This window comes from Brevundimonas sp. D3-1P, from assembly GCF_055809335.1.
Window position 1 is genome coordinate 1,851,292 of the sequence record NZ_CM147908.1, and the last position, 16,693, is coordinate 1,867,984.

Genomic DNA, 16,693 nt, shown 5'->3' on the forward strand with positions numbered 1-16,693 from the left:
GTAAGAGCCCGGCCATGTCCGCCCCGCCCCCGCGATCTTCCCCGCGATCTTCCCGGCCTTCGTTCCTGCGCCCCTCTCCGCGCGCCTTCGCCCTGATCGTCCTGCTGATCGCCGCCTGCGTTCTGGGCTTGGCGCCGATCCTGGTGCGTCTGACCGAGACGGGACCGGCCGCCGCCGGCTTCTGGCGCTTCCTGTTCGCCCTGCCCCTGTTGACGGTACTGGCCGCACGCGAGCCGGGCGGGATCGCGACGCCGTCGAAATGGGCCCTGCTGGCCGGCCTGTTCTTCGCCCTGGATCTCAGCTTCTGGCACTACGGCATCGTCGTGACCTCGGTGGCCAATGCGACCGTGCTGTGCAACCTGACGCCGGTGGTGGTGACGCTGTTCGGCTGGGTGGTGCTGAAGGAACGGCCGCGCCGGCTGTTCCTGGTCGCCCTGGCTCTGGCCATGGGCGGCGCCCTGGCGATGGCGGCGGGGGCGGACGGGGGCCAGGGGACCAATCCGCCGCTGGGCGATGTCTTCTCCCTGTCGGTCGCGGTCTGGTATTCGGGCTATTTCCTGGCGGTGAAGGCCGCGCGCGCCACCGCCGGCGCCATGCGCATCACCTTCTGGGCCACCCTGCTGGGCGCGCCCCTGTTGCTGATCGTCGCCTTGGCGCTGGGCGAGGACATCGCGCCCGCCAGCCTGGCCGGCTGGGGCGCCTGCATCGCCATGGGGGTGATGCACGTGTTCGGTCAGGGAGGCGTCGCCTGGGCCCTGGGCCGCCTGCCCGCCTCGGTCACGGCCGTCACCATCCTGATCCAGCCGATGGTCGCGGCCTTGCTGGGCTGGTGGGTGTTCGGCGAGACCCTGACGCCGATCCAGGCCCTGGGCGGGGTCCTGGTGTTGGGCGCCGTCGTCCTGGCCCAGCGCTCGCAACGGGTCGAGGCGAGCCCGAAGGCCGAATAAAAACAGGCGCGGAAGCCAAGGCCGCCGCGCCTGTCTCAGCCTTTTGAAGGCCGTTCGACTTAGAGGAGCTTGAGGTCCACGGCCGAGGTCTTGCCGCGCTGGTTTTCCAGCTCGTATTCGACCTTGGCGTTTTCATCGAGGCCCTGAAGGCCAGCCTTCTGGACGGCGGTGACGTGAACGAACACGTCCGAGCCGCCGCTGTCGGGCTGGATAAAGCCGTAGCCCTTGGTGGGGTTGAACCACTTGACCGTGCCGGTCGCCATGTCTGCGTCTCCGTAAACGCGCTTTTCCAGGCGGATCCCTCTCAAGGTGATCCGACAATCCATCTGGACAGCTCGTTCAGGCGAAGGAGCGAAACGCGGGTGTGGACCCCACGCGAAATCCGGACTGCCCCAATGTTGTCACCCGGCTTTTCCAGACGGTCAACAGCGAAAGCGATTCGCGCGCGCCGCATTCAGCCTTAACGACAGACGCCCCTCGAAGCCCCGTCGATGTGCAGGTGATTGGCGTGGGCGGCGTTGTAGTCCGGCGTCAGCACCGTGGAGAACAGGCGACACGCCCCGTCGCGGACCTGATGCAGGAAGCGGGACCCCGACTGGCCCGCCGGCCCCTCGCCGCGCCAGTCGTCCAGCACGCTGATCGTGCGCCCGTCCTTCAGGGTGACGGCGGCGACGTCCAAGGCGTTGGCGCGCGCGTGTTCGCTGGGCCGCTCGCCTTCGTCCTGGGAGCCGTAGATGCGGCGGCAGGAGTAGGTCCCATAGTTCTGGACCCGCGCCGGTTCCGACCCCATTTCATCGCGCGCTGCGGGCCGCAGCACCTGACGATCCCAGATGACGTAGCGGACCGCCAGCGGGCACTGCATGACCACATTGGCGGGGGCCAGGGGCGTGACCGCTCCGCCTGCGATCCGCACCGCGCCGCGCACCACGCAAAAGCCGCCGTCGTCGCGGTCGGCGGCCCGTTCCACCCGGACGCCCGCGTCGCGCAGCGCCTTCATGCAGGCCTCTGTCGCCTGTTCCAAGGTCTCGGCGGGGGCGGCGGCGTCCACCTCGAAGGCCGCGACCTTGGCCGCCGTCGCCCCGCCCACCGGGCGGTTCAGGTCCAGCGGTTTCCAAGGCAGATCCTGGGGCGGGGCGAAGACGTTCAGCAGGGCGAAACCGGCGCAGAGCAGCAGGCCGATCTCCCAGACCAGGTTCCACATCTCGGCCAGATCGCGTTTCATTGCGCCCCGTCACGGCCGGAAACGGCCCCGCTGGCAAACGCTGCTCGGCGGAATGCGTTCACGCCGCGAATGCGCGGACCAGTCCCGACATCAGCCCGGTCGCCGCCGCGCCGTCGCCCTGGTTCGTCAGGGCGACGAAGGCCGCGCCCAGCTCCGGCGCCGCCGCCGCCGTCACATACCACAGGGTGTTCGACCCGTCGTGGGTCAGGACCGGCCCCTTCGACCAGGCCCGCTGCGGCGACACGATCCAGCCCAAGCCGTAAGGCGCGCCCTCGCCCGCCAGGGGCGTCCTCAGGGCGGCGAGGGTCGACGGCCCGATCCAGCCGGCGCCGTCGTTCAGAAACACCCCCAGCCATTTGGCGTAGTCGTCCAGCGTCATGTGCGCCGTGCCCGCCGGCCCCAGCGCCAGCGGATTGTCCGCGCCAGGATCGGCAGGGTCCATCGCGACCCGTCCGGCGCCGGCGCCCCGATGCCCCCAGGCGTTGGGCCCGCCCGCCGCATTCTCGCGCGGCGCGCCGAACCCGCCGCTGGCCAGACCCAGCGGGGCGTAAACCTCGGCCTGCATCGCCTCTTCCCAAGCGACGCCGACGAACCTTTCGATCGCGGCGCCGACGATCATGTAGCTGGCGTTGCTGTAGTCATAGACGCCTTTCGCGCCCGCCGGCGGCGCGCCCAGCACCCGTTCGACCAGGGCCGCCCTCTGTTCCGGCAGGGATCGCGGATCGGCGCGCGCAGTCATGAAGAAGGGCATGCCCAGGGCCGCCGCGTCCTTCACACCGGCCCTATGGCCCATGAAGTCCCGGACCGTCGTTCCGTCCCAGCCGGAATGGATCGTGACGCCGGGAAACAGTTCGTCCAGAGGGGCGTCCCAACGCGCTCGCCTCTGTTCGACCAGCCGACCGAACAGGGCAGCCGTCATGGCCTTGGTGTTGGACCCCAGATGCCAGCGATCATCCAATGTCGCCGGATCGTCTCCCCCCAAGCGTCGCACGCCGCGCACCCCGGACCAGATCAGCCCCTTGCGCGTCGTCACCGCCCCGGCCAAGGCGACGGGCGCCTGGTCGGCGAAGGCGGCGTCCAGGACGGCGTCATATCGCGTCGCGTCCCGCGCCAAGGCCGGGCGCGCGCCCAACAGGACGGTCGCGGCCCCTGCGGCCATCATGTCTCGACGATTCGGCGCCATGCGGTTCTCCTCCGAAGTCCTCCGACCTTAGCGCGAAACCGCGCCCCGGCGTGGAGATCGTATCGTCCGCCGCTTGCCCCCATGGCGCATCCGGCCCACTCTCCCGTCATGGGAAAGAAATCCGACGCCTATGACGCCGAACTGGCGCAGATTCAGCTGGCCATCGTCCAGACCCAGGCCTGGAGCATCGAACACGGCTCGCGCGTGGTCATCGTGCTGGAAGGCCGCGACACGGCCGGCAAGGACGGGGCCATCAAGCGGCTGACCGAATATATGTCGCCGCGCCAGACCCGCGTCGTCGCCCTGCCCAAGCCCAGCGACCGCGAAACCAGCCAGTGGTATTTCCAGCGATATGTCCCGCACCTTCCGGCGGCGGGCGAGACGGTGATCTTCAACCGCTCCTGGTACAATCGCGCGGGGGTGGAGCCGGTGATGGGCTATTGCACGCCCGAGCAATACGCCCAGTTCATGACCGACGCCCCGCGCTTCGAGCGGATGCTGACCGACGACGGCGTAATCCTGATCAAGATATGGCTGGACATTTCGCGCCAGGAGCAGGCCAAGCGTCTGAAGGAACGGCGCACCGATCCGCTGAAGAAGTTCAAGCTGTCGTCGCTGGACGCCGAGGCCGAGGCGCGGTTCGACGCCTATTCCGACGCGCGCGACCGGATGCTGGACGAGACGAACCGGGACTATGCGCCCTGGACCGTGGTGGCCACCGACGACAAGAAGACCGCGCGGCTGAACATCGGCCGGTTCGTGCTGTCGGTGCTGAAACACACCGACATGCCGATCGAGAAGCCGGACCCGAACGTGGTCTTCGCGGCCGAAAAGGCCAAGGGTCGGTTGGCGCGCTGATCCGCCGGTCAGGCGGTGCGGACCATCCCGCCCGAGGCCGCGACCGGCCAGGGCGTCAGCCGCCCGCCCGCGCAGGGGCCGCCCCTGCACTCGCCGGTCAGCGGCTCGAACACCGCCCCATGCCAGCCGCACAGGATCAGCGCGCCGTCGGGCGTCAGATAGCGGTCGATCTCCATGGCGATGGGAAAGCCCGCATGGGGGCAGCGGTCGACCCAGCCGGCGACCCGCCCGTCCTTTCGCACCACGAAACCGTGGAAGAAGGCCTCGCCGATCTGCAGCACGAAGCCGCGCGAGCCGGGGTCGGCGATGTCGGCCTCGGCGCACAGGGCCACGCCAGGCGGCGTCTTCCACACCCGTTTGCGTTCTGTCGCGACGTCCTCAGACACGCTCGGCCTTCAGCGGGCGCGACAGAAGGCCGTCGATCAGGCCGTCGACCGTGATCTCGCCGGCCAGCAGGGCGGCGACCCCTTCGGAGATCGGGATCTCCACGCCCAGCCGCCCAGCCAGTTCGCGCACCGCCGGCGCGCTCTCGTAACCTTCGGCCACCGACCGCTTTCCGGCCAGGGCCTGTTCGACCGTCTGTCCCTGGCCCAGGGCCAGACCCAGGCTCATGTTGCGCGACTGGGGGCTGGAGCAGGTCAGAACCAGGTCGCCCAGGCCGCACAGGCCCGCCACCGTCTCGGCCTGGCCGCCCATGGCGACGGCGAGGCGGGTCATTTCGGCGAAGCCGCGCGTGATCAGGGCGGCGTGAGCGCTGCGGCCCAGCTGACGTCCTTCGGAGATGCCGCAGGCGATGGCCAGCACGTTCTTCAGCGCCCCGCCCGCCTCGGCCCCGATCAGATCGGTCGCCATATAGGGCCGGAAGCCCGGGGCCGACAGGGTGTTCAGCAAGGCCTGCCCCAAGGCCTCGTCGGCGCAGGCCAGAGTGACGGCGGTGGGCAGCCCGCGCGCCACCTCGCCGGCGAAACTGGGGCCGGACAGGACGGCGGCCGGCGCGTCCGGCAGGGTCTCGGCCAACACCTCGGTCATCAGCTTCATCGTGCCGCGCTCGACCCCCTTGGAGCACAGCACCACCGGCGCGCCCGCCCGGTGATGGGGCGCGAAGGCCGTCAGGGTGGCGCGCATATGCTGGGCCGGCGGCACGGCCAGGATCAGGTCGCAGCCGCCCAGGTTCGCCAGATCGGAAGTGAACCTCAGTTCGTCGGCCAGGGGCACGCCGGGCAGATAGAGGTCGTTGGCCCGCGTGGCCCGCAGGGTGTCGACCAACTGCGGCTCGCGCGCCTGAAGCGTCGTGTCCAGACCCGCCCGGACGCAGACCTGGGCCAGGGCCGTGCCCCACGCGCCGGCGCCGATCACCCCTGCCGTGCGGAATTCCATGCGCCCTCCCGTGGCGGTTTCTTTGGTCATGCTTTCGCGCCCTTGCGGCCCGGCTTGTGCGAAGGATCGGCCAGGGCGCGCGCTTCGTCCAGCGGCCAGCGCGGCCGGGCGACCACGTCGATGTCGCTGGTCAGGCCGAGCGCCAGCCGCTCGGCGCCCGCCAGGGCGATCATGGCCGCATTGTCGGTGCAATAGGCCATCGGCGGGGCCAGGAAGTCGAAGCCGTGTTTCGCCGCAGCCGCCTGAAGCGTGGCGCGGATCGTCTTGTTGGCCGCGACCCCGCCCGCCACCACGAAAAGCCTGTGATCGCTCGTCTCGGCGTAGTCCTTCATCGCCCGCTCGGACCGCTCGGCCAGCTGCCGGGCGATGGCGGCCTGGACGGCGGCGGCGAGATCGGCCTTGTCCTGTTCGGTCTGGCAGGTCTGGGCGATGCGGAAGGCGGCGGTCTTCAGGCCCGAGAAGGAGAAGTCGCAGTCCTTGCGGCCCAGCAGCGCGCGGGGAAGTTCGTAGCGCGTGGGATCGCCGCTGACCGCGAGCTTCTCCAGCGCCGGACCGCCGGGGTAGCCCAGGCCCAAGGCCTTGGCGATCTTGTCGAAGGCCTCCCCGGCCGCGTCGTCGATGGTGGCGCCGATCCGGCTCATGTCGCCGACGCCGCGCACCTCCAGCAGCTGGCAATGCCCGCCCGAGGCCAGCAGCAACAGGAAGGGATAGGCGACCTCCGCCCCCAGCCGGGCCGAGACCGCGTGCCCCTCCAGATGATTGACCGCGACCAGCGGCAGGCCGCGCGCCAGGGCCGCCGCCTTGCCGAAGCTGAGGCCCACCATGACCCCGCCGACCAGGCCCGGACCGGCGGTCGCCGCGATCCCGTCCAGCGCCTCATAGGCCATGTCCGCCTGGGCCATCGCGCGGCGCGTCACTTCGGCGATCATCTCGACATGGCTGCGCGCCGCGATTTCCGGCACCACCCCGCCATAGGCCGCATGATCGTCGATCTGGCTGTGGACCACCGAGGACAGGACCTCGGCCCGGCCGCCCAGATCGGAAGGATGCAGACGCACCACCGAGGCGGCCGTCTCGTCGCAACTGGTTTCCAGCCCCAGAACCGTCAGCGCTCGGACATCCGGTGCCGACGCCGCCCGGGTTGCCGACTTGTCGGCGCTGCTATAGTCGGCGGACATCTCCATCCGGGTCGAGGTAGCGACCCGGCGTCCGGTACGCAACGCTCATGACCTTTCCTCTCCGCATCGGCACCCGGCGCTCCAAGCTGGCGCTCGCCCAGTCCGGCATGATGCAGCGCGCCGTCGGCCGCGCCTTGGGCGTGCCCGAGGCCGAGATCGAAACCGCCGTGCCCCTGGTCGAGATCGTCACCACCGGCGACCGCGTCCAGGACCGCCGTCTGCTGGAGATCGGCGGCAAGGCCCTGTTCACCAAGGAGATCGAGGAGGCCCTGCTGGACGGGCGCATCGACCTGGCCATCCATTCGATGAAGGATGTCCCCGCCGTTCAGCCAGACGGCCTGTGCATCGCCGCCATCCCCGAACGCGAGGACGCCCGCGACGCCTTCGTCAGCCGGAACTACGCCAGCTTCGCCGAACTGCCGATCGGCGCGCGACTGGGCACCGCCAGCCTGCGTCGCCAGGCCCAGGCCCTGGCCCTGCGTCCGGACCTGAAGGTCGAGATGCTGCGGGGCAACATCGACACCCGGCTGCGTCGCGCCGCCGAGGGTGAGTTCGACGCCATCCTTCTGGCCGTGTCGGGCATGACCCGGCTGGGCGTGACCGACCCCATCTGCGAGAAACTGTCGCTGGACGCCTTCCTGCCCGCGCCGGGTCAAGGCGCCCTGGCGATCCAGACCCGCACGGCGGACGCCGACGCCGCCCGGAACGCGCCCTGGGTCGACGCCCTGAACCACGCCGAGACCGCCCTGTGCGTCGCCGCCGAGCGCGGGGCCATGACCGCGCTGGAGGGGTCGTGCCGCACCGCCGTCGGCGCCTATGCCCGCATTGAAAACGACATGCTGCGCCTGACCACCGAAATGCTCAGTCCGGACGGCTCCGCCCGCTGGCGGCGCGTCGGCGAACTGCCGCAACCTGCCCTGGCCGACGCCCGGTCTCTAGGCCAGCGGCTGGGCGCCGAGGTCCGCGCCGTCGCCGGCGATCAGGACGTCGATCCCGCAACGCTGGACGGATGATCCCGCCCCGCCCGGCCCGCGTCTGGATCACCCGCGCCGAGCCGGGCGCCGCGCGCACCGCCGCGCGCATCCGCGACATGGGGCTGACGCCCCTCGTCGCCCCTCTGCTGGCGGTCCAGCCGCTGAGGCCCGCCCTGCCCGACCTGGCGCGATTCGACGCCCTGGCCTTCACCAGCCCCAACGGCGTCGCCGCCTTTTCCGCCCTGACGTCGATGCGCGACCGCCCCGTCTTCGCTGTCGGCGACGCCACCGCCCAGGCGGCGCGGAACGCGGGCTTCGTCGCGGTCCGCTCCGCTCAAGGCGACCTGGCCGCCCTCGCCCGCCTGATCGCGACCCGGATGTCCGGCGGCGCCCTTCTGGTCCCACAGGCCGAGATTCCCGCCGGAGACCTCGCCGTCGCGCTCACGGCGGCCGGCGGCCCCCACATCGTCGTCCACGGCCTGCCCGTCTACCGCACCCGACCGACGGCCCAGGCGGCGCCCGACGCCTTCGAGGCCGTCCTGGTTCATTCCCCACGCGCGGGCGAATTGTTGGCCGACCGCCATGCGGCGCGACTGGACGGCGTCGCCGTCGTCTGCATCTCACCCGCCGCCGCGGCCCCGCTCGCCGCCCCCCTCGCCGTCATGGGCTTGGCCCCCCTGGCCGCCCCCACGCCCGACGAGGACGCCCTGCTCGCGATCTTGAAACCGGCGCTTGGCAAGCGCGGCTCGCCCGTATAAAGACCCCCTCTCGCGCAGGCGCCCCAAGCCCCTCGCGACCAGAGCCGCTTTAGCTCAGCCGGTAGAGCACCTCATTCGTAATGAGGGGGTCGCGTGTTCGAGTCACGCAAGCGGCACCACCTTTCCAGAGCACCACTAGCTTTGACGCCCGGCAGGGATAAGCCGGAAGGCGCTTTTGCTTGGGGTTGCGTGGGTATGCGGCGGGAAGGCAATGGGGCCGGTCCAGGCTCAGGGCTCATAGCCAGAAGGCTCGGTAGCGCGAGGGCTATGGCGGAGAGGAAGACGGGAAGCCGTGTGGCGCGCCTTGAGATGGGTCGCGTCGATCATGACCGTGCGGCGTTCGGTCTGGACCCCGGACAGGCTCTCCATGGTCCTGAGCTTAGATCAAACTGGCAACGACTCGGCAACAGACGCGCGCATACAGCCCGACAGGCCGGGACAGCGGGCTGAAAAATCCTAACGATTTCAGAGAAAAAATGGTGGACGCGACAGGGATTGAACCTGTGACCCCTACGATGTCAACGTAGTGCTCTCCCGCTGAGCTACGCGTCCGCCGTGGCGGCTCTCGATGGTTCGAGAGCGGGAAGGGCGGTCGTATAGCGGCACGATCCGCCTGCATCAAGCGCCTTTGGCCGCAGGGGCGAGATTTCTGAGAAATCCCTGGCGGATCAACGGCTCAGGCGGCGACCATCCGCTCGACCTCATTGACCAGGTCGCGCAGGTGCACCGGCTTGGACAGGACCTTGGCGTCGGGCGAGGCCTGGGCGGCGGTCAGGGCCACGGCGGCGAAGCCGGTGATGAACATGATGCGCAGACCGGGCTGGCGGGCGGCGGCGACGCGGGCCACCTCGATCCCGTCGGCGCCCGGCATGACGATGTCGGTCAGCAACAGGTCGTAGGGGCCGTGCTCCAGCGCGTCGATGGCGTCGTCGCCGTTCTCGCAGTCGATCACCTGATGGCCCGCGCGCTCCAGCGCCCGCGTCAGGAACCCGCGCAAGGAGCCGTCGTCTTCGGCCAGGAGGATACGCGCCATGGAAAACACCCTTGAAACAGAGGGTCAGCCTTAAGGCTGCAACGGTAAACCGCCCATGAAATTCAACGATCAGCCGACTTCCTTCCACAGCGAAACCCGCTATGCCGGGGCATGACCGACGGCGGCGACACCTTTACGATCACCGCGGCGTCGCCGGCGGCAGGCGCGACGGCCCTGGTCTTCGCTTCGCCCCATTCGGGCGACCGCTACCCCGAGGACATGGGCGCGGCGCCCGGCCTGAGCGCCGCCCGCCTGAGAAGCGCCGAGGACGCCCTGGTCGGGCGGCTGGTCGCCGAGGGGCCGCGACGGGGGGCGCCCCTGATCGAGGGACGGATCGGCCGGGCCTATGTCGATCTGAACCGCGACCCCGACGAACTGGACCCCGCCCTGATCGCGGGGCTGGAGGGACCGACGGGGGCCAAGACGGCCGCTGGCTATGGCGTCCTGCCGCGTCTGGCCGGGGACGGGACGCCCCTTTACGCCCGTCGGCTGACGCTGGACGAGGCCAGGGCCCGGATCGCCGCGGTCCACCAGCCTTATCATCAGGCGCTGGGGGAACTGATGCAGGCGACGCGGGACCGGCAGGGGCGAGCGGTGCTGATCGACTGGCATTCCATGCCCACGCGGGCGACGGGGGCCGAGGTGGTGCTGGGCGACCGCTACGGCTCGGCCTGCGGAGCGCGTCTGACCCGGCGGCTGCGCGCCCTGTTCGAAGGCGTGGGCTGGCGGGTGTCGCTGAACCGTCCCTACGCCGGGGGCTGGTCCACCCAGCGCTGGGGCCGGCCGGAGGAGGGCTATGAGGCGATCCAGATCGAGATCAGCCGGGGCCTGTATCTGGACGAGACCACCCTGGCGCCCGGCCTCGGCTTTCGCCGCACGGAAAAGGCGCTGGCCCGGGTGATCGCCGCCCTGTGTTCGGAGCCCTGGGCGCCGGACGCAGGTGCAAGGTCTGACTGATCGGCGATCAGATCAAAAAAAGCCGCACCCGAGGGTGCGGCGTTTGAAGTCTATAGGGAGGAAACGCCCAGGAAGGGCAAGACGCCCGGAGGCGTCGAAGATCAATCTAGGTTGCGATGCACAATGGGTCAAGACCCTCGGTGAATTTGCTCCGGTCACGCCGTGTTACGCAATTGCAACGGTGAGCCGCCTTGGACCGAGTCGCGATCCTGGGCGTTTTCGCACCTGCGAAGCCGCACCTCAATGTTCCAGCAGCCGCCGCGCATTGCGTATGGCGCGCGCAGCCGGCGAGGCCTCCTGGCGATAGATCAGCAGGCCGAACGCGGAGGCCACCCCCAGCGCCAGCCACAGCGGCCCGAACAGCCAGGCCGCCGCCGCCAGGGCGAAGTAATAGCCCCTCACCCCCTGGCTGAAGGCGCTGAGCGCCGGGTTCAGCAGCTGGCCGGCCGCCGCGCTGAACGCTCTGCGATCGGTGCTGGAATGCACTTCCGGGGCCGAGCCGATCAGGGCCAGGGTGTAGTTCATCTGGCGCAGCGCCCAGATAAAATCCAGGAAGCCGCGCGTCAGACAGACGATCACCAGCGCCAGCTTGGCCTCCAGGATCTTCATCGGCACGGTCTCCGCCCCGACAGCGGCGAACCCCTGCAACGCGCTCTCGCCCCCGAACAGGATGCCGCCCACCGCCGCGATCAGCAGCAGGTTGGTCGAGGCGAAGAAGGACGCCGAGTTGATCGAATGGCCCATAAGCTGGCTGTCCACCAGCCGAATCTCGCGATGGGCCATGGACCGCATCCACACGGCGCGCACATGGGTCATGTCGTCGTTCAGCGAGCCGCCCTTCTTGCCGATGAAGGACAGGATGGGGCCGTAGCCCAGCCAGCAGATGAAAAACAGCGCAAGCGCCGCCCAGTCGATCCAGCTCATAGGCGCATGATGTCCGCGATCCGCCGACCCTGTGCAAGTCCGTTCGCCACAGGTCGCGCTTGCCGCGGGCGCGCCCACGGCCTATCACCCTTCGCCTTTCGGAATTTCGCAGTCGCAGCAAAGACCCGCCATGAACCTGGACGCCATCCCCGTCGGTCCGAACGCCCCCTGGGACATCAACGTCGTCATCGAGATCCCGCAGGGCGGGCTTCCGGTGAAATACGAGATGGACAAGGAATCCGGCGCCCTGTTCGTCGACCGTTTCCTGCACACCGCCATGTACTATCCGGGCAACTACGGCTTCATCCCGCACACCCTGTCGGACGACGGCGATCCCTGCGACGTGATCGTGCTGAACCCCACGCCGGTCGTGCCGGGCTGCGTCATCCGCTCGCGCCCCATCGGCGTGCTGATGATGGTGGACGAGGCCGGCGGCGACGAGAAGATCCTGGCCGTGCCGGTCGACAAGCTGAACCCCTATTACACCGAGATCGCCAGCTATCGTCAGCTGCCGGCCATCCTGATCGAGCAGATCGAACACTTCTTCACCCGCTACAAGGACCTGGAGAAGGGCAAGTCGGTCACGGTCAAGGGCTGGGGCGACGCGGGCGAGGCAGCCGCCCTGATCGAGGCCGGGATGAAGGCCCATCAGGACAAGCTGGCCAAGAAGAAGGCCGCCGACGCCGCCTGATCCCGGCGCGGACGCACGACGCACCGAGGCGTCCCCCGGTTCGGGGGACGCCTTTCTTGCAGGTAAATGCGGGGGATGCGGCGCCGCGACGCCGTGGCCCCTCCCGCAACGGTTTGCGACCTCCTATCTGCACCGCATGACTGAACTGACCCCCCGCGAGATCGTCTCGGAACTGGATCGCTATATCGTCGGCCAGGACGACGCCAAGCGCGCCGTCGCCGTCGCCCTGAGGAACCGCTGGCGCAGGAAGCGCGTCCCAGCCGAACTGCGCGACGAGGTGACGCCCAAGAACATCCTGATGATCGGCCCGACCGGCGTCGGCAAGACCGAGATCGCGCGGCGCCTGGCCAAGCTGGCCGGATCGCCCTTCCTGAAGGTCGAGGCGACCAAGTTCACCGAGGTCGGCTACGTCGGCCGCGACGTGGACCAGATCGTGCGCGACCTGGTCGAGAGCGCCCTGGTCATGGTGCGCGAGCGCCGGCGCGGCGACGTGCGGGCGCGGGCCGAAGCCGCCGCCGAGGACCGCATCCTGGACGCCCTGGTCGGGCCGGGCGCGGGGCCGACGACGCGCGACAGCTTCAGGAAGAAGCTGCGGGCCGGCGAACTGGACGACAAGGAGATCGAGATATCCCTGGCCGACAACGCCTCGCCGATCCAGGGGCTGGACCTGCCGGGCGGCGGCGCCGTCGGCCTGCTGAACCTGTCGGAGATGCTGGGCAAGATGGGCGGCGGGCGCACCAGGTCGGTCAAGCTGAGCGTCCGCGACGCGACCACGCCCCTGATCGCCGAGGAGGGCGACAAGCTGCTGGATCAGGACAGCCTGACCCAGGAGGCCCTGCTGCTGGCCGAGAACGAGGGCATCGTCTTCCTGGACGAGATCGACAAGGTGGCGGCGCGCCAGGGCGCATCCGGCGCCGACGTGTCGCGCGAGGGGGTCCAGCGCGACCTCTTGCCCCTGATCGAAGGCACCACGGTTTCGACCAAATACGGGCCGGTCAAGACCGACCACATCCTGTTCATCGCCTCGGGCGCCTTCCACGTGGCCAAGCCGTCGGACCTCTTGCCCGAGCTTCAGGGCCGGCTGCCGATCCGGGTCGAGCTGAAGGCCCTGACGCGCGACGACTTCAAGCGCATCCTGACCGAGCCGGAGGCCAATCTGATCCGTCAGAACCAGGCGCTGCTGGCCACCGAGGACGTGACCCTGGTCTTCACCGACGACGCGGTCGAGGCCATGGCCGATGCGGCCGTGGCGGCCAACAGCGCGGTCGAGAACATCGGCGCGCGCCGGCTTCAGACCGTGCTGGAGCGGGTGCTGGAGGAGACCAGCTTCAAGGCCTCCGACCTGTCGGGCCAGACCGTCGCCTTCGACGCCGAGGCCGTGCGCGGCCGCATGGAGGCCCTGACCAAGGACGTGGACCTGAGCCGGTTCATCCTCTGAGCCGCTGGCTCAGCGATCCCGCTTCAGGCGGCGTTTCAGCAGCTTGTCCGCCACCGCCTCGGCCTGGCGCTGGGTGAAGGCCAGGGCCGCCGGATTGCCGCGCCGGGGCCCGACGCTGTCGGCGACCATGGCCCCGCGCTCGCCCAGCGGCAGGGGCTTGCCGGTGGTGGTGTCTATGGCGGTCTGGTGCTCGATCTCGGCGTTCAGCGCGGCGCCCAGCAGGATCACCTGCACCGACAGCCAGGTCCACAGCAGGAAACCCATCATGGCCGCCAGCGGCCCATAGCTGTCGGTCCGAACGAAGTTGGACAGATACCAGCTGAAGACCAGCGACAGGCTGACGCTCAGCGTCGCCGAGAAGATCGCCCCCGGCGTCAGCCAGCGCCAGCGCGCGTTCTGGCGGCACGGCCCATAGCGATAGATGACCATCAGGGCCAGCACATAGCCGGCGAACAGCAGCGGCCAGCGCAGGGGGGCGAACAGGCCCCACTCCTCCTCCAGGCCGAACAGGCGCACCACCACCGGCACCCCGACCACCAGGCCCGAGGTCACGAGCACGGCCAGCAGCCCCCCGACGGTGAAGGCCAGGCAGACCAGGTTGTAGCGGATGAAGTTGCGCTTCTCGGTCTCGTGGTAGGCGACGTTCAGCCCGTAGAACAGCATCTTGATCGCCCCGTTGGCGGCCCACAGCGACAGGGCCAGGGTCCAGATCAGGGTCAGGGTCAGCTGGGTGCTGGAATTCTCGGCCAGGCGCTGCATCTGGGCGCCCAGGAACTCGGCGATGGTGGCGGGCATCATGGCCGAGAGGAATTGCAACCGCCCCCAGGCGTCGGACGGATCGGCGAACAGGCCGTAGACCGTGACGAACGAGCCCATCAGCGGAAACAGCGACAACAGGGTGAAGAAGGTCACGCCCCCCGCCACGAAGCCCACCCGGTCGCCGAAATAGGAGGCCCCGGCGCGCCAGACGATGTCGGTCCAGCCCTTGCGCGGAATGCGGTGCGGCTGGTCGGCCAGCCGGCCGCGCCCCGGCTCCTTGGCGTCGTAGTCGGCCGGCGTGGGCGGCGGGGGCGGCAGGATCTCGGGCCGGGGCGCGCGCAGCTCCACCCCCACCTTGTGCCCCTGGCTGTAGAGCAGATGCGCCGCGCCTGCGCCCGCCGCCAGACCGCCGAAGACGGCCGCCAGATAGCGCCACAGGCCGCCTCTCGCCCGGCCGCGCCCCACCGGCGAACGGGCCGAGACGTTTGCGGTCAGACGGGACAGGAAGGCGGCGCGCTTGGACATGATGTGGCGAACGGTATAGCTGGCGACCCGTTCCGCGAAGGCTTGAAATCGTCGTCCGCCGGGGCCAATCAACGCCGATGACCGACCCGATCTCTCCAAAGCCCGCCCCCGATCAGGCTGACGACGCCCCGACCCTGCTGGCCGCCTGGAAGGCGGCGCAGGCGCGGCTGAAGACCGGCCGCATCGACAGCCCCGCCATCGACGCCCGCCTGCTGCTGGAGGCCGCCGCCGGCGCCAGCCGCATGGACATCCTGACCGACCCCTATCGCATCGTCACCGCCGACCAGCTGGGCGCCTACGAGGCCATGGTCGAACGCCGGCTGAAGCGCGAGCCGGTGTCGCGCATCGTCGGCAGGAAGGGCTTCTGGAAGATCATGCTGAACGTCACCCCCGACGTCCTCAGCCCCCGCCCCGACACCGAGACCCTGATGGACGTGGCCCTGCTGGCCTTCGCCCGCAACGAGACGTTCGAGGCCATCGACCTGGGGACCGGCTCGGGCGCCATCCTTCTGGCGCTGCTGTCCGAGCGGCCGGCCGCCAAGGGCGTCGGCACCGACATCTCGACCGAGGCCCTGGCCGTGGCCCGGGAGAACGCCGCCAACCTGGACCTGAACGACCGCGCCGCCTTCCTGCGCACCGAATGGGCGGCGGGCTTCGGCGACGCCAGCTTCGATCTGGTGCTGTCCAACCCGCCCTATATCCCGACCGACCATATCGCGACCCTGGACCCCGAGGTCCGCGACCACGACCCGCACCTGGCTCTGGACGGCGGGCCGGACGGCTTGCAGGCCTATCGCGACCTGGCGCCCGAGGTGAAACGCATCCTAAAACCGCTGGGCGTCTTCGCCGTCGAGATCGGTTTCGACCAGGGCCCGCAGGTCAAGGCCCTGTTCGAGGCCGCCGGCTTCACCGACGTCAAGATCGTCAAGGACCTGGCCGACCGCGACCGCGTCGTCACCAACGGCCCCGACCCCCGGACCAACCCGATCCCGCAGGCGTGAAGGTTTTCAGACTCTGCGGCGTGAAAAACAGAGTCTGAATAGTGTGAATCGTCTGAAATCCCCCCTGCCCGTTCCTGCGGCGCGTTCGATGCGGACGCGCGAGGACAGGATCGCACGGTTTCGGGGCATGGGAGGAAAAATGACGCTGGCGGGCGGCAGGGGGTTGAAATCGTTGGACTGATCTCCCGCGAATAGGACGGCTATCCGTCCTTTCGTCATCCTCCGGCGAGCCGCATCTTCGCGGCGCAGACCGGGGGACCCAGCGGCGCCGAAGGCGATCCATCCGGCTCGTGATGTTTGGACATCGCGTCCGCGACAGGTTCGCGCTTTCGCGCGCCGCTGGGTCCCCCGGTCTCGCTCCGCTCGCCGGAGGATGACGAAAGTCAATCTTCCACTGCGGTCGCCAGTTCGGATCGTTCACCGGATACCAGCCCTCGGCCAGATCCCTCCAGTCCGGGTTCCCGTCCTCGATCAGCTTAAGCTTCCAATCCCGCAGCCACTTCTTGATCCGCTTCTCGCGCGCGATGGCCTCCACCACCCAGGCGTGCCGCTCGAACCAGACCAGCCGCGTGCGATCGTGCGCGTGTGAGAAGCCGTCGAACACGCCGCTGCGATGCTTCCACACCCGCGCCTCCAGATTCGCCGTCATGCCGGTGTAGAGCGTGCCGTTTCGACCACTGGCCATGATGTAGGTCGCGATGAACGTCCGATGCGTCGGCATGCGCACAACCTAGACGACACCCTCCCTTTCGTCATCCTCCGGGCCGCGAAGCGGAACCGGGGGACCCAGCGGCGCGCGAAAGCGCGACCCTGTCACGGACGAGGGCTTCCTGCATCGTGCGGTGGAAAGATTTCGCCTGACGGCGCC

The 16,693-nt window shown here is 69.5% G+C and carries 18 protein-coding genes and 2 tRNA genes; 9 read left to right on the forward strand and 11 right to left on the reverse strand.

What is annotated here, in order from left to right; all coding sequences use genetic code 11:
* The first annotated feature begins 14 nt into the window (after window positions 1-14).
* Window positions 15-947: a DMT family transporter gene (locus AC0L6G_RS09455; RefSeq protein ID WP_473252011.1), complete on the forward strand. Its 933-nt coding sequence runs from the start codon at window positions 15-17 to the stop codon at window positions 945-947.
* A 59-nt stretch (window positions 948-1,006) separates the two neighbouring features.
* Here AC0L6G_RS09455 and AC0L6G_RS09460 read toward each other — a convergent pair whose 3' ends face one another.
* From AC0L6G_RS09460 to AC0L6G_RS09470, 3 genes are all read right to left on the reverse strand, one after another.
* Window positions 1,007-1,210: a cold-shock protein gene (locus AC0L6G_RS09460; protein ID WP_291536502.1), complete on the reverse strand. Its 204-nt coding sequence runs from the start codon at window positions 1,208-1,210 to the stop codon at window positions 1,007-1,009.
* A gap of 197 nt (window positions 1,211-1,407) precedes the next feature.
* Window positions 1,408-2,169 carry an extensin-like domain-containing protein gene (locus tag AC0L6G_RS09465; RefSeq protein WP_473252012.1) on the reverse strand — a complete coding sequence of 254 codons (762 nt, stop codon included), beginning with the start codon at window positions 2,167-2,169 and terminating at the stop codon, window positions 1,408-1,410.
* Between the two features lie 58 nt (window positions 2,170-2,227).
* Window positions 2,228-3,352 carry a serine hydrolase domain-containing protein gene (locus AC0L6G_RS09470; RefSeq protein WP_473252013.1) on the reverse strand — a complete coding sequence of 375 codons (1,125 nt, stop codon included), beginning with the start codon at window positions 3,350-3,352 and terminating at the stop codon, window positions 2,228-2,230.
* 108 nt (window positions 3,353-3,460) lie between these two features.
* Here AC0L6G_RS09470 and ppk2 point away from each other — a divergent pair, with 108 nt between their 5' ends.
* Window positions 3,461-4,210, forward strand: a complete 750-nt coding sequence (gene ppk2 / locus AC0L6G_RS09475) for a polyphosphate kinase 2 (RefSeq protein WP_473252014.1) — start codon at window positions 3,461-3,463, stop codon at window positions 4,208-4,210.
* Between the two features lie 8 nt (window positions 4,211-4,218).
* Here the strand turns inward: ppk2 and AC0L6G_RS09480 are convergent, their stop codons facing one another.
* Genes AC0L6G_RS09480 through tsaD form a run of 3 tightly spaced genes read right to left on the reverse strand, consistent with a single transcriptional unit; the run spans window position 4,219 to window position 6,771 of the window.
* The gene (locus AC0L6G_RS09480) at window positions 4,219-4,596 is read right to left on the reverse strand and encodes a Rieske (2Fe-2S) protein (RefSeq protein ID WP_291536506.1); all 378 of its coding nucleotides are present in this window, start codon (window positions 4,594-4,596) and stop codon (window positions 4,219-4,221) included.
* Window positions 4,589-5,587: an NAD(P)H-dependent glycerol-3-phosphate dehydrogenase gene (locus tag AC0L6G_RS09485; RefSeq protein ID WP_473253234.1), complete on the reverse strand. Its 999-nt coding sequence runs from the start codon at window positions 5,585-5,587 to the stop codon at window positions 4,589-4,591. The genes AC0L6G_RS09480 and AC0L6G_RS09485 overlap by 8 nt, the downstream gene beginning before the upstream one ends.
* A 26-nt stretch (window positions 5,588-5,613) precedes the next feature.
* Window positions 5,614-6,771, reverse strand: a complete 1,158-nt coding sequence (tsaD, locus tag AC0L6G_RS09490) for a tRNA (adenosine(37)-N6)-threonylcarbamoyltransferase complex transferase subunit TsaD (protein ID WP_473253235.1) — start codon at window positions 6,769-6,771, stop codon at window positions 5,614-5,616.
* Between the two features lie 41 nt (window positions 6,772-6,812).
* On the opposite strand from tsaD, the gene hemC reads away from it, so the two are divergent.
* The 3 genes from hemC (at window position 6,813) to AC0L6G_RS09505 (ending at window position 8,616) form a co-directional block, all read left to right on the forward strand.
* A complete protein-coding gene (gene hemC, locus AC0L6G_RS09495; RefSeq protein ID WP_473252015.1) occupies window positions 6,813-7,778 on the forward strand; it encodes a hydroxymethylbilane synthase in 966 nt (321 codons plus the stop codon).
* Window positions 7,775-8,497 (forward strand): uroporphyrinogen-III synthase, encoded by a 723-nt coding sequence (locus tag AC0L6G_RS09500; protein WP_473252016.1) that lies wholly within the window; start codon window positions 7,775-7,777, stop codon window positions 8,495-8,497. Before hemC ends, AC0L6G_RS09500 begins: the two co-directional genes overlap by 4 nt.
* Before the next feature lie 43 nt (window positions 8,498-8,540).
* Window positions 8,541-8,616, forward strand: a tRNA-Thr gene (locus tag AC0L6G_RS09505).
* Between the two features lie 358 nt (window positions 8,617-8,974).
* On the opposite strand, the gene AC0L6G_RS09510 is transcribed toward AC0L6G_RS09505, so the two are convergent.
* Together AC0L6G_RS09510 and cpdR are read right to left on the reverse strand one after the other, a co-directional pair.
* A tRNA-Val gene (locus tag AC0L6G_RS09510) sits at window positions 8,975-9,049 on the reverse strand.
* A gap of 124 nt (window positions 9,050-9,173) precedes the next feature.
* Window positions 9,174-9,530, reverse strand: a complete 357-nt coding sequence (cpdR, locus tag AC0L6G_RS09515; RefSeq protein WP_291536517.1) for a cell cycle two-component system response regulator CpdR — start codon at window positions 9,528-9,530, stop codon at window positions 9,174-9,176.
* A gap of 111 nt (window positions 9,531-9,641) precedes the next feature.
* Between cpdR and AC0L6G_RS09520 the strand changes: the two genes are divergently transcribed.
* On the forward strand, window positions 9,642-10,487 hold the full coding sequence (locus AC0L6G_RS09520; RefSeq protein ID WP_473252017.1) for an N-formylglutamate amidohydrolase: 846 nt from the start codon (window positions 9,642-9,644) through the stop codon (window positions 10,485-10,487).
* A gap of 240 nt (window positions 10,488-10,727) precedes the next feature.
* Here AC0L6G_RS09520 and AC0L6G_RS09525 read toward each other — a convergent pair whose 3' ends face one another.
* Window positions 10,728-11,411, reverse strand: coding sequence for a DUF599 domain-containing protein (locus AC0L6G_RS09525; RefSeq protein ID WP_473252018.1), 684 nt, complete (start codon window positions 11,409-11,411; stop codon window positions 10,728-10,730).
* A gap of 130 nt (window positions 11,412-11,541) precedes the next feature.
* Here AC0L6G_RS09525 and ppa point away from each other — a divergent pair, with 130 nt between their 5' ends.
* Together ppa and hslU are read left to right on the forward strand one after the other, a co-directional pair.
* A complete protein-coding gene (gene ppa / locus AC0L6G_RS09530) occupies window positions 11,542-12,102 on the forward strand; it encodes an inorganic diphosphatase (RefSeq protein ID WP_291536520.1) in 561 nt (186 codons plus the stop codon).
* A gap of 136 nt (window positions 12,103-12,238) precedes the next feature.
* Window positions 12,239-13,540 (forward strand): ATP-dependent protease ATPase subunit HslU, encoded by a 1,302-nt coding sequence (gene hslU / locus AC0L6G_RS09535; RefSeq protein WP_473252019.1) that lies wholly within the window; start codon window positions 12,239-12,241, stop codon window positions 13,538-13,540.
* Window positions 13,541-13,549: 9 nt separating this feature from the next.
* Here hslU and AC0L6G_RS09540 read toward each other — a convergent pair whose 3' ends face one another.
* Window positions 13,550-14,824: a YihY/virulence factor BrkB family protein gene (locus AC0L6G_RS09540; protein WP_473252020.1), complete on the reverse strand. Its 1,275-nt coding sequence runs from the start codon at window positions 14,822-14,824 to the stop codon at window positions 13,550-13,552.
* A gap of 77 nt (window positions 14,825-14,901) precedes the next feature.
* Here AC0L6G_RS09540 and prmC point away from each other — a divergent pair, with 77 nt between their 5' ends.
* Window positions 14,902-15,825 (forward strand): peptide chain release factor N(5)-glutamine methyltransferase, encoded by a 924-nt coding sequence (gene prmC, locus AC0L6G_RS09545; RefSeq protein ID WP_473252021.1) that lies wholly within the window; start codon window positions 14,902-14,904, stop codon window positions 15,823-15,825.
* On the opposite strand, the gene AC0L6G_RS09550 is transcribed toward prmC, so the two are convergent.
* Window positions 15,779-16,546: a GIY-YIG nuclease family protein gene (locus AC0L6G_RS09550; protein ID WP_473252022.1), complete on the reverse strand. Its 768-nt coding sequence runs from the start codon at window positions 16,544-16,546 to the stop codon at window positions 15,779-15,781. The genes prmC and AC0L6G_RS09550 overlap by 47 nt on opposite strands.
* Between the last annotated feature and the right edge of the window lie 147 nt (window positions 16,547-16,693).

Excerpts from the sequence above, each read along its gene's own strand:
- AC0L6G_RS09455 (WP_473252011.1), top strand. The coding sequence starts at position 15 with ATGTCCGCCCCGCCCCCGCGATCTTCCCCGCGATCTTCCCGGCCTTCG.
- AC0L6G_RS09460 (WP_291536502.1), bottom strand. The coding sequence starts at position 1,210 with ATGGCGACCGGCACGGTCAAGTGGTTCAACCCCACCAAGGGCTACGGC.
- AC0L6G_RS09465 (WP_473252012.1), bottom strand. The coding sequence starts at position 2,169 with ATGAAACGCGATCTGGCCGAGATGTGGAACCTGGTCTGGGAGATCGGC.
- AC0L6G_RS09470 (WP_473252013.1), bottom strand. The coding sequence starts at position 3,352 with ATGGCGCCGAATCGTCGAGACATGATGGCCGCAGGGGCCGCGACCGTC.
- ppk2 (WP_473252014.1), top strand. The coding sequence starts at position 3,461 with ATGGGAAAGAAATCCGACGCCTATGACGCCGAACTGGCGCAGATTCAG.
- AC0L6G_RS09485 (WP_473253234.1), bottom strand. The coding sequence starts at position 5,587 with ATGGAATTCCGCACGGCAGGGGTGATCGGCGCCGGCGCGTGGGGCACG.
- tsaD (WP_473253235.1), bottom strand. The coding sequence starts at position 6,771 with ATGGAGATGTCCGCCGACTATAGCAGCGCCGACAAGTCGGCAACCCGG.
- hemC (WP_473252015.1), top strand. The coding sequence starts at position 6,813 with ATGACCTTTCCTCTCCGCATCGGCACCCGGCGCTCCAAGCTGGCGCTC.
- AC0L6G_RS09500 (WP_473252016.1), top strand. The coding sequence starts at position 7,775 with ATGATCCCGCCCCGCCCGGCCCGCGTCTGGATCACCCGCGCCGAGCCG.
- cpdR (WP_291536517.1), bottom strand. The coding sequence starts at position 9,530 with ATGGCGCGTATCCTCCTGGCCGAAGACGACGGCTCCTTGCGCGGGTTC.
- AC0L6G_RS09520 (WP_473252017.1), top strand. The coding sequence starts at position 9,642 with ATGACCGACGGCGGCGACACCTTTACGATCACCGCGGCGTCGCCGGCG.
- AC0L6G_RS09525 (WP_473252018.1), bottom strand. The coding sequence starts at position 11,411 with ATGAGCTGGATCGACTGGGCGGCGCTTGCGCTGTTTTTCATCTGCTGG.
- ppa (WP_291536520.1), top strand. The coding sequence starts at position 11,542 with ATGAACCTGGACGCCATCCCCGTCGGTCCGAACGCCCCCTGGGACATC.
- hslU (WP_473252019.1), top strand. The coding sequence starts at position 12,239 with ATGACTGAACTGACCCCCCGCGAGATCGTCTCGGAACTGGATCGCTAT.
- AC0L6G_RS09540 (WP_473252020.1), bottom strand. The coding sequence starts at position 14,824 with ATGTCCAAGCGCGCCGCCTTCCTGTCCCGTCTGACCGCAAACGTCTCG.
- prmC (WP_473252021.1), top strand. The coding sequence starts at position 14,902 with ATGACCGACCCGATCTCTCCAAAGCCCGCCCCCGATCAGGCTGACGAC.
- AC0L6G_RS09550 (WP_473252022.1), bottom strand. The coding sequence starts at position 16,546 with ATGCCGACGCATCGGACGTTCATCGCGACCTACATCATGGCCAGTGGT.